Source organism: Azospirillum sp. (genome assembly GCF_050789165.1).
Map to the genome: position 1 here is coordinate 19,270 of NZ_JBOZRT010000049.1, position 13,305 is coordinate 32,574.

The 13,305-nt window shown below is 68.6% G+C and carries 11 protein-coding genes; 4 read left to right on the plus strand and 7 right to left on the minus strand.

Going from position 1 to position 13,305, the window contains the following annotated elements; genetic code table 11:
* The first annotated feature begins 99 nt into the window (after positions 1 to 99).
* On the plus strand, positions 100 to 1,023 hold the full coding sequence (gene ubiA, locus ACRWK7_RS11325) for a 4-hydroxybenzoate octaprenyltransferase (RefSeq protein ID WP_431856321.1): 924 nt from the start codon (positions 100 to 102) through the stop codon (positions 1,021 to 1,023).
* 84 nt (positions 1,024 to 1,107) lie between these two features.
* Entirely contained in the window at positions 1,108 to 1,605 is a 498-nt protein-coding gene (locus ACRWK7_RS11330) for an anti-virulence regulator CigR family protein (RefSeq protein WP_431856322.1), read from the plus strand.
* Between the two features lie 50 nt (positions 1,606 to 1,655).
* Here the strand turns inward: ACRWK7_RS11330 and ACRWK7_RS11335 are convergent, their stop codons facing one another.
* From ACRWK7_RS11335 to ACRWK7_RS11345, 3 genes are all read right to left on the minus strand, one after another.
* Positions 1,656 to 2,990, minus strand: a complete 1,335-nt coding sequence (locus ACRWK7_RS11335) for a TldD/PmbA family protein (RefSeq protein ID WP_431856323.1) — start codon at positions 2,988 to 2,990, stop codon at positions 1,656 to 1,658.
* A gap of 71 nt (positions 2,991 to 3,061) precedes the next feature.
* Positions 3,062 to 4,288, minus strand: a complete 1,227-nt coding sequence (locus ACRWK7_RS11340; RefSeq protein ID WP_431856324.1) for a multidrug effflux MFS transporter — start codon at positions 4,286 to 4,288, stop codon at positions 3,062 to 3,064.
* A 105-nt stretch (positions 4,289 to 4,393) separates the two neighbouring features.
* Positions 4,394 to 4,819 carry a DoxX family protein gene (locus ACRWK7_RS11345; protein WP_431856325.1) on the minus strand — a complete coding sequence of 142 codons (426 nt, stop codon included), beginning with the start codon at positions 4,817 to 4,819 and terminating at the stop codon, positions 4,394 to 4,396.
* Between the two features lie 220 nt (positions 4,820 to 5,039).
* Between ACRWK7_RS11345 and ACRWK7_RS11350 the strand changes: the two genes are divergently transcribed.
* Positions 5,040 to 5,948: a hemerythrin domain-containing protein gene (locus ACRWK7_RS11350; protein WP_431856326.1), complete on the plus strand. Its 909-nt coding sequence runs from the start codon at positions 5,040 to 5,042 to the stop codon at positions 5,946 to 5,948.
* Positions 5,949 to 6,036: 88 nt separating this feature from the next.
* On the opposite strand, the gene ACRWK7_RS11355 is transcribed toward ACRWK7_RS11350, so the two are convergent.
* The 4 genes from ACRWK7_RS11355 to ACRWK7_RS11370 all read right to left on the minus strand — a co-directional run bounded on the left by ACRWK7_RS11355 (position 6,037) and on the right by ACRWK7_RS11370 (position 12,077).
* Positions 6,037 to 9,069 carry an FG-GAP-like repeat-containing protein gene (locus ACRWK7_RS11355; RefSeq protein WP_431856327.1) on the minus strand — a complete coding sequence of 1,011 codons (3,033 nt, stop codon included), beginning with the start codon at positions 9,067 to 9,069 and terminating at the stop codon, positions 6,037 to 6,039.
* A gap of 203 nt (positions 9,070 to 9,272) precedes the next feature.
* Complete coding sequence (locus ACRWK7_RS11360) at positions 9,273 to 10,784, minus strand: UbiD family decarboxylase (RefSeq protein WP_431856328.1); 1,512 nt, start codon at positions 10,782 to 10,784, stop codon at positions 9,273 to 9,275.
* A gap of 96 nt (positions 10,785 to 10,880) precedes the next feature.
* On the minus strand, positions 10,881 to 11,360 hold the full coding sequence (locus ACRWK7_RS11365; protein ID WP_431856329.1) for a TerB family tellurite resistance protein: 480 nt from the start codon (positions 11,358 to 11,360) through the stop codon (positions 10,881 to 10,883).
* A gap of 60 nt (positions 11,361 to 11,420) precedes the next feature.
* Positions 11,421 to 12,077 carry a class I SAM-dependent methyltransferase gene (locus ACRWK7_RS11370; RefSeq protein ID WP_431856330.1) on the minus strand — a complete coding sequence of 219 codons (657 nt, stop codon included), beginning with the start codon at positions 12,075 to 12,077 and terminating at the stop codon, positions 11,421 to 11,423.
* 199 nt (positions 12,078 to 12,276) lie between these two features.
* Here ACRWK7_RS11370 and ACRWK7_RS11375 point away from each other — a divergent pair, with 199 nt between their 5' ends.
* Complete coding sequence (locus ACRWK7_RS11375; RefSeq protein WP_431856331.1) at positions 12,277 to 12,984, plus strand: CHAP domain-containing protein; 708 nt, start codon at positions 12,277 to 12,279, stop codon at positions 12,982 to 12,984.
* Positions 12,985 to 13,305: the final 321 nt, after the last annotated feature.

Here is a 13,305-nt window from a genome sequence, read left to right on the forward strand (position 1 = left end):
AAAAGCTTACGAGGGCGCTCGGAGAACCGGCAAGGGTTTTCCCCCGCCTTGCCCGCCCGCCTTGCCCACGAGGGCAGGGCTGGCTACCTTGGCCGTCCCATGAGCACCTCATCCTCGCAGCCGGACTCCGGCTTCACCGACATCCGCCAGGGCTGGATCGACCGCTGGGCGCCGCCGTCCGTGCGCCCGTACCTGCTGCTGGCCCGGCTCGACCGGCCGATCGGCACGTGGCTGCTGCTGTTCCCCTGCTGGTGGAGCGCGGCGCTGGCCTCCAACGGCTGGCCGGACCCGTGGCTGTTCGTGCTGTTCGCCGTCGGCGCGGTGACGATGCGGGGGGCCGGCTGCACGGTCAACGACATCCTCGACCGCGACTTCGACGCCCGGGTGGAGCGCACCCGCGCGCGGCCGATCCCCTCCGGCCAGGTCAGCGTGCGGCAGGCCCTGGCCTTCCTGGCGCTGCAGCTGCTGATCGGGCTGGCGGTGCTGCTGCAGTTCAACGCCACGACCATCGGGCTGGGCGTGCTGTCGCTGGTGCTGGTGTTCACCTACCCGCTGATGAAGCGCATCACGTGGTGGCCGCAGGCGTTCCTCGGCCTCGCCTTCAACTGGGGGGCGCTGGTCGGCTGGACGGCGGTGCGCGGCGACCTGGGGTGGCCGGCGCTGGCGCTGTACGCCGGCGGCATCGCCTGGACGCTCGGCTACGACACCATCTACGCCCACCAGGACAAGGAGGACGACGCCCGCATCGGCGTCAAGTCCACCGCGCTGCGCCTGGGCGACCAGAGCAAGATCTGGATCTACGGCTTCTACACGCTGGCGCTGCTGGGCATCGGGCTGGCCGGGCAGCTGGCCGGGCTGGGCTGGGGCTTCCGCGCGGTGCTGACGCTGGCCATCCTGCAGCTGGCGTGGCAGGTGGCGGTGTGGAACCCCGACGACCAGGGCGACTGTCTGGCCAAGTTCAAGTCGAACCGCTGGTTCGGCTGGGTGGTGCTGGCCGCCATCGTTGCGGGGCGCACGCTCTAGCCCCAGCTTCGGATCATGGGAATAAGCAAGGCCGCCGGGGCGTTCGCCACCGCAAGCGCGGCCATTCACCGGAGGATCGGAGACATGACGGGATACGCACACCGCGCCGCGGCGCTGGGTCTGGCGGTGGCGCTGGCCGCCGGGCCGGCGCTGGCCGAGAAGGGCGGGCACGGCAAGGGCCACGGCAACCCGCACGAGGCGGGCCCGGGAGGCGGTCCGCCCTGGGCGGACGGCGCGGACCAGGACGGGCCGCCGGGCAAGGCCAGCAAGCCGGGCAAGGGCAAGGACGAGGCCGGCGGCGCCGGCATCGTGATCACCACCAGCGACCGCACGGTGATCCAGAACTACTTCATCGCCAACCCGGTGGGCGTCAGCCCGCTGCCGCCCGGCATCGCCAAGAACGTCGCCCGCGGCAAGCCGCTGCCGCCGGGCATCGCCAAGAAGCAGGCGCCGCCCGCACTGATCCAGCAGGTCCCCGCCTGCCGCAGCGGCTGGGAATGCATCCTGCTGGGCGCCGACTTGCTGATCCTCGACGCCGTGCACGGCGTGGTGCGCGACGTCGTGCGCAACGTGGTGCGGTAGCGGCGCCTTGAAAATGCCCCTCTCCCTCAGGGGAGAGGGGCATTGAGGATCTACATGCCGGCGACGGTCATGCCGTCGATGCGCACCGTCGGCGCGTCCATGCCGTAGCGCAGCTCCAGGTCGCTGGCGACCTCCAGGTTCAGGAACATCTCCTTGAGGTTGCCGGCGACCGTCAGCTCGCTGACCGGGTAGGCCAGCTGGCCGTTCTCGATCCAGAAGCCGCTGGCGCCGCGGCTGTAGTCGCCGGTCACGCCGTTGACGCCCATGCCCATCATCTCGGTGATGTAGAGGCCGTCCTTGATCTCGCCGAGGATGGCGTCGCGCGAGCGGGCGCCGGCCGCCAGGTAGATGTTGGAGGGCGCCGGTCCCGGCGGGCCGGAGGTGCCGCGCGACGCGTGGCCGGTGGTGGCGAGGCCGAGCTGCCGGGCCGAGCGCAGGTCGAGCAGCCAGGTGGTCAGCCGTCCGTCCTCGATGATGGTGCGCTTCTGCACCGCCACGCCCTCGGCGTCGAAGGGGCGGGAGCGCATGCCGCGGCGCACCCACGGGTCGTCCACCACGGTGACGCCGGCCGGGAAGATCTGCTGGTTCAGCTTGTCCTTCAGGAAGCTGGTGCCACGCGCCACCGCCGGGCCGCTGATGGCGCCGGTCATGTGGCCGAGCAGGCCGCGCGACACGCGCGGATCCAGCACCACCGGCACCTTCTGGCTCTTCACCTTGCGCGGGTTCAGGCGACGCACCGCCTTCTCGCCGGCCTCGCGACCGATGTCGGCGGCGGAGCGCAGGTCGGCGCCGTAGACCTTGCTGTCGTACTCGTAGTCGCGCTCCATCGCCGTGCCCTCGCCGGCGAGCACCGACGCGGAGAGCGAGCGGCGCGACACGCTGTACGACCCGGCGAAGCCGTTGGAGGCGGCGATGGCGACGGTCGACCGGCTCCAGCCGGCGTCGGCGCCTTCCGAGTTGGTCACGCCGGGCACCGCCAGCGCGGCCTCCTCGGCGACGCGGGCCTGCTCGATCATCGAATCCGGGGCGGGCTCCTCGGGATCGCAGATGTCGAGGTCCGGCCATTCGCGGGCCAGTTGGTCGGGATCGGCGAGGCCGGCGAACGGATCCTCCGGCACCACGCGGGCCATGGCGACGGCGCGCTCCACCAGCTCGTCCAGCGCGCGGGCGCTGCGGTCCGTGGAGGAGACGATGGCCTGCCGCCGGCCGACGAACACCCGCAGGCCGAGGTCGCCGGATTCGGAGCGCTCCAGCTTCTCCGGCTTGCCGAGGCGCTGGCTGAGCGAGAGGGAGGCGCTGTCGAACAGCACCGCGTCGGCGGCGTCGGCACCGGCGGCGCGCGCCTTGCGGATAAGGTCTTCCAGCAGATTCAGCACGTCGGCCATGCAAAGCGTCTCCGAAGGGTCACGGTAGCGTGTCTAGCAGATGGGGAGCACCGGCTGAAGAGGACAGAGGTTTATGCCGGCCGGACGGCCGATTCCCCCTCCCCCGCCTGTCCTCCCCTTCTTCTGCCCCCGCCGCGGGCGTAGGCCCAGGCGGCCAGCGCGGCGAGGTTGGTCAGCAGCATGCCGGCCGCCATCACCACCGGGTCGCCCGGCTCGAACAGGCCGGTCGCCGCCGAGGCCGCGGCGCCGATCCCCATCTGCACGAACCCCACCAAGCCGGAGGCCGTGCCGGCCAGCCGGAGGTCGACGCCGACGGCGGCAGTGATGGTGACCGGGAGGGTCAGGCCGTTGCCGACGCACAACAGCACCGTCGGCAGGAACAGGCTCGCCGGCGAGAAATGCCCGGCCGCCAGGAAGCCGCCGATCACCAGCGGCCCGGCCACCGACAACAGCAGCCCGGCAAAGGCCAGCGCCTCCAGCCGCACCCGCCCGGCCAGCCGCGACACCGCCATGTTGCCGCCCATGTAGCCGGCCGACAGAAGCACGAAGTACAGCCCGTACTCGCTGGGCGGGCGGTGCAGCGTGACGCTCATGGCGTGCGCCGCGCCGGCCAGGAACACGAAGAAGCCCCCGGTCATCCAGCCGACCACCAGCGCATAGCCCAGGAACAGCCGCCGCCCGAACAGCGCGCGGTAGGCCTGCCACAGCGCGGACGGGCCGGGCAGCGGGGTGAGGTCGCGGTGCGTCTCGGGCAGGCCGCGCAGCGCCGCCGCCCACACCAGCCCGCCGAAGCCGACCAGCAGCAGGAAGCCGGCGCGCCAGCCGAACCACTCGTCGAGGAAGCCGCCCAGCGCCGGCGCCACCATCGGCGCGACCGCCATGCCGGCGATGACCAGCGCCAGGACCCGCGTGGCCTCCTCGCGGCTCCAGGCGTCGCGCACGATGGCGCGGGCGATGACCATGCCGGCGCAGCCGCCCACCGCCTGCGCCGCCCGGCCGAGGACCAGCAGCCCGATGGAGGGCGCCAGCGCGCAGGCGAGGCTGGCCGCCGCGTAGAGGCCGAGCCCGGCGAGCAGCACCGGGCGCCGCCCCCAGCGGTCCGACAGCGGCCCGTACACCAGCTGCCCGACCGCCACGCCGATCAGGTAGAGCGATAGCGTGAGCTGCACCGTGGCGTGGCTGGCGTCGAACACCCGCTCCATGCCGGGCATGGACGGCACGAAGATGTTGAGCGCCAGCGGCCCGGTCGCGGTGGCGGCGACCAGCAGAGGCACGGAGGGCTTCGGGTGCTCGGTCATGGGGCTTTCGAAAGGCGGAAACGCGCCGCGGCGCGCGGAAGGCCCGAGAGCCTACCCGCACGCCGCCGCGATCAGAAGACGATTTTCCGAAACCCCAGGCTGCGATCAGGCTGCGGTGCGTGCGGTCAGGCGCTCCACCAGCGGCAGCTTCAGCGCCAGGGCGCCGTCGCCCAGCAGGGCCTGCACGCCGAGCAGCACGGTCCAGAACGCCGGGAACTCCCAGCCGCCGCCCGGCGCGGAGAACACCCAGCCGTTGCCGGCGTGCTGCAGCGTGGCGCCGACCATCACCGGCACCAGGGCCAGCGCGACCAGCCGGGTCTGCACGCCCAGCGCCAGCAGCAGGCCGCCGCCGAGTTCGGCGAGGATCACGAGGTAGGCGAAGAAGCCCGGGTAGCCGATCTGCTCGAAGAAGGCGACGGTGCCGGGAACGGTGAAGACGAAGACCTTCATCAGGCCGTGCGCGAGGAACAGGACGCCCAGGGAGACGCGCAGCAGGAGGGCGGCGTACGAGGCGGTGCGGGAGTCGGTCATGGCGGAATTCCTTCGGTTCGTGGTGGGTCGGTGCCGTGTGGCGTTGACCGGATTGAACCGTTTTTCTTTATCGCGATAAACGCCGCACTTTGCCACTCATTGTTCTTTGTAATGAAACTATTGCGTGGCATGGAACTGTTTCGCCGGCCATCAGTTCTCCGGATGCTGCGACGCAGCAAAGGCGTGTTGCGCCGCACCGGCAACCGCAGGGGTATTGACGATGACCATCACGCAGATGATCCAGGCCGGCCCGGCCAGGGCCGTCGAGCTGTTCGGCAAGCTGGCCGAGACCGGCGACGGCGCGGTGAAGACCCGCGAGAGGCTGTTCGCCGAACTGAAGGAGGAACTGGAACTGCACGCCCGGCTGGAGGAGCAGCACCTCTTCCCGGTCCTGCGCAAGCACAAGGAGACCAAGGACCTCGTGACCGACGCGGTCAACGACAACCGGCAGGCCCGCGCCCTGCTGGCCGAGTTGGAGCGCCTGCCCAAGGACGGCGATGACTTCCCGAAGAAGCTCGCCGAGCTGAAGCGGGTGTTCCAGCAGCACGTCCGCGACGAGCGCAAGGAACTGCTGCCGGCGGTGAGGAAGGCGCTGAGCGACGAGGAGGCGCAGGCCATCGTCGACAAGGTCGAGGCCGGCCGCGCCGAGGTCGAGGAGGCCAAGCGCGACGAGGCCGAACAGCGCCGCGCCGAGGCCCGCCGTGTGCGCGAGGCCGCCGAGGCGGTGGAGCAGCGCGCCCGCCAGACCGCCGAGGCGGTGACCCGCCCGGCGCGGGCCGTGGTGGAGACCGGCACCCGCGCCGCCGCCAACACCGCCGACGCCGTCACCCGCACCGCGCAGCCGGCGCTGGAACGGGTGGAAGCGTTCGGCGCCGCCGCCCCGTCGGTGGCCGCCCGCACGGTCAACGAGGCCAGCGTGGCGTGGGCGCAGTGGGCGAACCGGACGACGCTGGCCACCGCCGACGCGGCGCTGGAGTTCGCCCGGATGAACACGCCGCTGCACCTGGCGCAGCTTCAGGGCCGCGTGGTCGGCGAGGCGGTGCGCGCCTGGTTCGACGTCAGCGCCCGCCTGACGCAGCTCTCGCTGCGCGCGTCGGAGGAGATGATGCGGGGCGGGCGGCGGCCATGAGTGCCCGTCCCCGCGTGTAGCGGATGAAGACAAGCCCGTTGCGCGCACTGCCGCGGCGGAGGTCCGCCGCGGCACCCTTGCCAAGGCTTCAGACGTATTGTCCGTCGCCGATCACGGTCCACTGGTTGTCGGCGAACGACTTCGTTACGGCCGCGTGCAGGCGGTTCGAATCGTCCATCAGCCATGTGGCGATGCGTCCGTCAGGGTTCTGAAACACTATATCCGTTCGCCCATCGCCGTTGTAATCGCCAAGGGCGGCCACGTCCCAGTTCGGATCCGACAGGGTCGGGAGGGCCTTCTCCGTGACGGATCCGCTCCCCGACAGCTCCCAAACCTTGAGACGTCCGTCCGTGTGCTTGAGGAGGATGTCGTCGATGCCGTCGGCGTTGAAGTCCCCGGCCCCCTCGACCTTCCAGCCGCGGTCGTTCAGCGTGGCGACGACCTTGGTGGAGGCGATGTTCGCACCATCCATGCTCCAAAGGGCAAGGCGTCCGTCGCTGGCGTGCTGAAACAGGACGTCCTCCCGGCCGTTGCCGTCGAAGTCGCCGGATGCCGCCACCTTCCATGCGGCGTCCGCCAGGGTCTTCACGACCACACCGCGGACGAACTGCCCGCCGCTGAATTCCCACAGCGCGATGCGGCCGTCGGTGTGCTTGAGCATCACGTCCCCGGCGCCGTTGCCGTCGAAATCGCCGATCGTCGCGATCGCCCAATTGGGATCGCTGAGCGTCTTCACCACGCCGCCGTTGGCGATGGTGGCACCGTTCATCGACCAGACGGCCACGCGTCCATCCCGATGCCGGAGGAGCACGTCGCTCTTGCCGTCGGCGTCAAAATCCGACGATCCAACAGCCATCCAATTGGTATCGTTGAGGATCTTGGCGACGGACCCGGTCTTGATCGCCGTATCGTCCATGGTCCAAATGGCAACCGCCCCTGGCCTTGGTGCGGCCGAGGGCTGTCCGTCGGTGTTGTACCCGACCGTCGAGCCCGCCCCATACTGGGATTGCAGAAGGACGTCGTCGTACTGGTCGCCGTCGAAGTTGAACCCGCGGCTGCGCGCCCGCAAGGTCGCGTCGAACGCGTGGACCTCGGTCTTGACGGCCGGCGTCACCCACGTCGGGTCGGTGAACCGCGCGCGCACCTCGAAGCCGTTGGCCGCGAAGAGCGATGTGTCCAGACCGGCCACCGTGCCGTGGTAGGTCAGCCCAAGGGTGTCCTCGGTCAGGTCGGCGCTGGACAATTGCCGCACGACGGTGCCGTTGAGCAGGATGTCGATACCCGCGACGTCAGCCTTGCGCAGTTGTGACGCGGTGAAGGCGGACGCCAGTTCACTGGCCGACTTCAGTTGCTGCGCATCGTTGGAATCGACAGCGTCCAGATCCGACAGCTGGGCCGACCCGATGCCATAGGCGCGGACGTCGGACAGCCGCTGCAACTGCGGAGCAACGGTGCTGTAGTTGCCCTCATTCGGCATTCCGTCGGACATGAAGTAGGTTATGTTGGTTACATTGTACGCACTGGTCGCGTTGAAGTAGTCTCGGGCCTTGATCAGCGCCTGCTCGTAATCCGTTCCGCCGGAAGCGGACAGCCCGCGGATCGCGTCGCGTGCCTGGCTCGCCGTCAGGGAACTGTAAAGATCGGCGCTCGACGCGAACGGAATGACGGCGAAGGTGCTGGAACTGGCGGCGCCGATCGACTCAAGATGATTGATCAGAGTGATGTAGGCCGCCTTGGCGTCCTCCAGCGGGGTCCCGCTCATGCTGCCCGAGACATCGATGACGAGGGCAAAGTTGTACTTCTTGGTGATCCCCGACGAAGACAAGTTGATCGAGATGTCGGCGTTGCCGTCGAGCATGGATGTGGGCAGCGTGACGGACAGCTTGCCCACCGCCTGACCGGAACTGGTCGAAATGGCTGTGGAGGTGGTGTACGTCGGTCCGTCGAGCAGCGCCAGATCCACCGAGCGGTCCTTGAAACGGCCAATTTCCACGGCGGTCAAACTGTCGTTGCCGTCGTACCGCGAGCCTCGGGCATGGTTGATCGTGGTGACGCCGCTCCCGGTGCCCGCGTCGTAGCGCGAGAACTCCTCGGAATAGACGGCGACGTCGCAGCGCCCCGGCCCGCCGCGGATCGAATCGTTGCCGGAGGAACCTTCGATGATGATCGTCGGTGCGGCGTACAGCGCACTGCCCGCTGAAGCCGCTGAAAAATCATAGGAATCGGAGCCATACCCACCAAGCACGTACAACTTCTGGCTCGTGAATCTCGGCAGGATGCTCTTCGATTCCGATGCGACCTGGGCGCTCAGCTTGCCGTCATCGCCCGTATTATCGACGATGACGGTATCGTTCTTCGTCATGTCACCGAGCAAGGAACTCGCCGCGATCCTATGCGCCGTGTACTGATAGAATGAGACCGAATGCGCCGTAACATTGGCGAGATCCGAGAAAAAACCGCCATTGTCGAGCGCCACGTACAAATTCGAAATCGCGTTGTCGCCCTTCCAACCGGCAATGGAATAAACGATATCGTTGGAATGCCCGATATTGACGACACTCATATCGGAGCCGTTGTAACTGGCCCACGGTGAAGCAACACCGACGCAGTCAACCGCACAGCCGCTCTCTCTCTCGAAGCTGTAGGCGAACTTTTCAGCCATGGCGCCGCCCAGGCTGTGCCCCGTCACCGATAGACGGGTTATGCCCTTGGCCGAGATGTAATTTTTTAAGGCTGCGAAGAAATCCTTATAGATCTCATAGTACGCATCCATGTTGGTCCAATAGGACGCGTCTCCAGCTCCGTTGGTGCCGCGGAATGCGACAGCGATCTCGTTGGTGCTGGTGTTCCTAAGCAGGGCAACGTTTGCCTCGGCTATTCTCGTCGTCCAGAAGCTGGCGGCTGCATCGAACGTCGCTGCCAATCGCGAATACGACGTGCCTTTGATGTCGCTGGATTTAAGCCCGTAGGCGACGAGGTCCGACGTTATGGATTGCCAAGACTGGACCGACGGGCTGTCGTCGTAGGCGGCGGCCGACAGATCGACAAGGGTCGCAACCTGCGATGCAGTGAGACGCTCGCTATAGAATATATTTGTACTCATGATCGCCCGCCACTCCACGATGGAATGGCACCCCAAGTATCATAAGCAATCGCAGCGTCGCCGTGCGGCTGTTTGCCGCACGGCGTATCCGTTGCATTGCCCGGCCATGGACGACCGGCCCGAAGAAGCCAAATCAGGGACAATACCGCGCAATGGACGGGCGGTGGATGGACCACTCTCCGTCAGGAATGTCGAGCATTCACTCCGCGGAAGTCGCGCGCCTACTTCCAGATCGGCGTCCCGCTTCCCGGCAGCCCGTAGCTCGCCCATTTCCGCGAGACCTCGTCGACCACGCCCTGGTCCATGCGGATCTTCTCGCCCCACTCGCGCTTGGTCTCCGGCGGCCACTTGTTGGTGGCGTCCAGGCCGACCTTGCCGCCGAGGCCCGATTCCGGGCTGGCGAAGTCCAGGTAGTCGATGGGCGTGCCCTCGATCACCGTGATGTCGCGCGCCGGGTCCATGCGGGTGGACATCGCCCACATCACATCCTTCCAGTCGCGGGCGTTGATGTCGTCGTCCACGACGATCACCCACTTCGTGTACATGAACTGCCGCAGGAACGACCACACGCCCATCATCACGCGCTTGGCGTGGCCGGGGTAGGCCTTCTTCATGCTGACCACGGCGATGCGGTAGGAGCAGCCCTCGGGCGGCAGCCAGAAGTCGACGATCTCCGGGAACTGCTGGGTCAGCAGCGGGATGAACACCTCGTTCAGCGCCTCGCCCAGCACCGACGGCTCGTCCGGCGGGCGGCCGGTGAAGGTGGACAGGTAGATCGGGTTGCGCCGCATGGTCATCGCGGTCACCGTGAACACCGGGAACGGCTCGACCGAGTTGTAGTAGCCGGTGTGGTCGCCGTACGGTCCCTCATTGGCGGTCTCGTCCAGGCTGACGTGGCCTTCCAGCACGATCTCGGCCTGCGCCGGGACCTTGAGGGGGACGGTCTTGCAGTCGACCAACTCCACCTTCCGGCCGCGCAGCAGGCCGGCGAACTGGTACTCCGACAGGGTGTCCGGCACCGGCGTGACGGCCGCCAGGATGGTGCCGGGATCGGCGCCGAGCACGACCGCGCAGGGCAGCGGCTCCGTCTTGCCGCTGGCCGCCCAGCGCCGGTGGTGCTGGGCGCCGCCGCGGTGCTTCAGCCAGCGCATGATGGTCTTGTTCCGCCCCAGCACCTGCATGCGGTAGATGCCGAGGTTGAAGTCGTCCTCGCGTTTGCCGGTCGGCCCCTTGGTGACCACCAGCGGCCAGGTGATCAGCGGCGCCGGCTCCCCGGGCCAGCAGCTCTGCACCGGCAGGCGGCCGAGGTCGATCTGGTCGCCGGTCAGCACCACCTCCTGACACGGCGCGGAGCCGACGGTCTTCGGCTTCATCGACAGCACGGTCTTGGCCAGCGGGATCAGCTCCAGCGCCTCGCGGAAGCCGCCGGGCGGCTCCGGCTGCTTGAGGAAGGCCAGCGTCTCGCCGACCGCGCGCAGCTCGTGCGGCTCGCGGTCCATGCCCCAGGCGACCCGCTCCACCGTGCCGAACAGATTGACCAGCACCGGCATCTCGGAGCGCGTGCCGTCCGCCTTGATCACGTTCTCGAACAGCACCGCCGGCCCGCCCTCGGCCAGCAGGCGGGTCTGGATCTCGGTCATCTCCAGCACGGTGGAGACCGGCTCCCGGACGACGACGAGCCGCCCGGCGGCCTCCAGCCGGTCGATGAAGTCGCGCAACGAGGTGTAGGGCATAAGAGGTCCTGGAAGAGTTCCTGCATCGGGCTCCCACCCTAACCCTCCCCCACTGCGCGGGGGAGGGGAAAAGCGGCACCGTGCCGCAGGATCAAGTCACTCCCACACCCCCGTCCCCTCCGGCAGGCCCAGGCGCTTCAGCACGCGCTTGCGCGCCTCGCCCACCTCGACGTCGCTGACGTGCAGCAGGCCGCCGATGCGGCGCAGCAGGTTCGACTCCAACGCGGTCAGCTCGCCGTCGGCGTAGACGACCTCCCACAGCATGTCGATCAGCCACAGCCGCTGCTCGGGCGGGCAGCGCTCCACCACCACGCTGACGTAGTTGAAGTGCGGGGCCACGCCACGCGCCTGCGATTCGGCGGTGGCCAGCAGGTCGGCGGCCTCATCGGCGCTCAGCCCGAAGCGCTCGCGCACCAGGGCGGCGATGCGGGCGCGCTCCTCCGGCGCGATGCGGTCGTCCATGCGCGCCGCCTCGACCAGCAGAACGGCGGCCGCGAGGTGCAGCGTGTCGCGGTGCTCCGGCCCGGGCGGCCGCTTCTCCCAGGCGTCGAACATGGCCTTGATGCGGTCCAGCATGTCTCCTCCTCCAACGTGTCGAAGGGATAACGCACGGACTCGCCGATCAGCCCGGCCCGATCAGCCCGGCAGGAGGCGCCAGACGTTGGTCTCGCGCAGCGTGCGGTCCTCCAGCTCCAGCGAGGTCGGCACGGCGTAGCGCCCCAGACGCTCGAGCCCCGAGGTGGGCACATAGGCGCGGCCGGGGTCGCCCAGCACCACCAGCGTGCCCGTCGCGGCGATGCGCCGCAGCCACGCGGTGACCCGCTCCGCCATCGGACGCTCGTAGCAGACGTCGCCCGCCAGCACGACGTCGATGTCCGGCAGGTCGCGGCCGACGAGGTCGTCGCTCACCGCCTCCAGGGCGACGCCGTTGAGCGCGGCGTTCAGCTCCATGGCGGCCAGCGCGAAGGCGTCGATCTCCGCCGCGCGGACGTGCGCCGCACCCGCCAGCGCGCAGGCGATGCCCACCAGTCCGGTGCCGGCAGCGAAGTCCAGCACCCGCTTCCCCCGGACAGCCTCAGGGTTATCAAGGGCATAGCGGGCCACCGCCTGCCCGCCCGGCCAGGCGAACGCCCAGTAGGGCGGCGGCAGGTTGTTGCGGGCCAGCGTCGCCTCCGTCGCCTCCCACAGGGGCGTGACCTCGGTGGCGAGGTGCAGGCGCATCTCCGGCAACAGCGACGGATGGGCGATCGCCGTGTTGGTGCGAACGAACGTCGCAGGGTCGGCGTGAGTCATGGCGCATAACCTTAGAAAGAGTGGGGTTGGCTTGTTTGCCTATGTCCGGGTCGGTTGGTCAGATAAATCAATCGGGGTAGACTCTCGCCGCACCTCGTGTTACCCAGCCAAACAGGGGATACGAAGGGAAGGGGGTATCATGCGGACGAATGGATTGGGAATCCGCCTTTCGCTGGCGGCGTTTCTTGTCCTCAGCCCCATGGCAATTCCTGCCGCGCAGGCAGAGGATTGCGTCCGCGTCGTTCGATCCATTTCCGACTTCACGATCCAGGGCGACGCCTGGATGTGGTGGAACCGCGCCGAGGGCCGCTACGCCCGCGACCACGCGCCGGCCGACGGTTCGGTTCTGGTGTTCAAGCGCGCCGGCCGCATGAATCGCGGCCACGTTTCCCTGGTCAGCAACGTCATCGACCGCCGCACCATCGAGGTCGACCATTCCTGGCTGAACACCCGCGGCCTGCGCCGCGGGATGCGCGTCATCGACGTGTCGGCCAACAACGACTGGTCCATGGTCCGCGTCTGGCATGAGCCGACCGGCCAGTTGGGCCAGCGCGTCTACCCGACCTACGGCTTCATCCTGCCCGAGGGCGCCACGTCGAAGCGTCTGGATCCGGAGCCCCGCTTCACGATCGCGCCGCGTGGCCGCGGCGGCCACGACGCGGCGCCCCTGGTGATCGCCCAGGCTCCGCTCCAGGCGCCGGTGTCCGCCCCGGCGGTGCGCCCCGGCCACAAGCCGAAGCAGGCGGTGGCCCAGACCACCTTCGCGCTGCAGATGGTCCCCGACACGGTGCTGCCGGCGCGCAAGCCGACGCGCGGCGTGATGGTCGCCTCCGCCGACGGCAAGCCCTGCCCCCTGCCGGCCCGCAAGCCCGGCGCGCTGGTGCAGGTCGCCGCGAAGAGCGAGTGAGTCGGCGAAAGCCGCTCCCAATTACCCACCTTATCCCTCTCAAACGTCATCCCCGCGACGGCGCATAGGCGCTCAGTTTCGCGGCTGGTGGACGCTTCCCCACGCTCATTCCCTTTCCAGACCGTCATCCCCGCGGAGGCGGAGATCCATAACATCCGCAGCCACCCGCTTTGGAAATTATGGATCCCCGCCTGCGCGCACGGCTGTCCGGGGAAAAGAGCGCGGTTGCATTTCTTCGCTTCTCTCAACCGTCATCCCCGCGAAAGCGGGGATCCAGGAGAGTTGGCAAGGGGTTGATTTCCCAAGGTTCTCTGGATCCCC

Bases quoted from the DNA above. Each gene is read 5' to 3' on its own strand.
- ACRWK7_RS11350 (WP_431856326.1), top strand. From the start codon at position 5,040: ATGACCATCACGCAGATGATCCAGGCCGGCCCGGCCAGGGCCGTCGAG.
- ACRWK7_RS11360 (WP_431856328.1), bottom strand. From the start codon at position 10,784: ATGCCCTACACCTCGTTGCGCGACTTCATCGACCGGCTGGAGGCCGCC.
- ubiA (WP_431856321.1), top strand. From the start codon at position 100: ATGAGCACCTCATCCTCGCAGCCGGACTCCGGCTTCACCGACATCCGC.
- ACRWK7_RS11370 (WP_431856330.1), bottom strand. From the start codon at position 12,077: ATGACTCACGCCGACCCTGCGACGTTCGTTCGCACCAACACGGCGATC.
- ACRWK7_RS11365 (WP_431856329.1), bottom strand. From the start codon at position 11,360: ATGCTGGACCGCATCAAGGCCATGTTCGACGCCTGGGAGAAGCGGCCG.
- ACRWK7_RS11375 (WP_431856331.1), top strand. From the start codon at position 12,277: ATGGCAATTCCTGCCGCGCAGGCAGAGGATTGCGTCCGCGTCGTTCGA.
- ACRWK7_RS11340 (WP_431856324.1), bottom strand. From the start codon at position 4,288: ATGACCGAGCACCCGAAGCCCTCCGTGCCTCTGCTGGTCGCCGCCACC.
- ACRWK7_RS11345 (WP_431856325.1), bottom strand. From the start codon at position 4,819: ATGACCGACTCCCGCACCGCCTCGTACGCCGCCCTCCTGCTGCGCGTC.
- ACRWK7_RS11330 (WP_431856322.1), top strand. From the start codon at position 1,108: ATGACGGGATACGCACACCGCGCCGCGGCGCTGGGTCTGGCGGTGGCG.
- ACRWK7_RS11335 (WP_431856323.1), bottom strand. From the start codon at position 2,990: ATGGCCGACGTGCTGAATCTGCTGGAAGACCTTATCCGCAAGGCGCGC.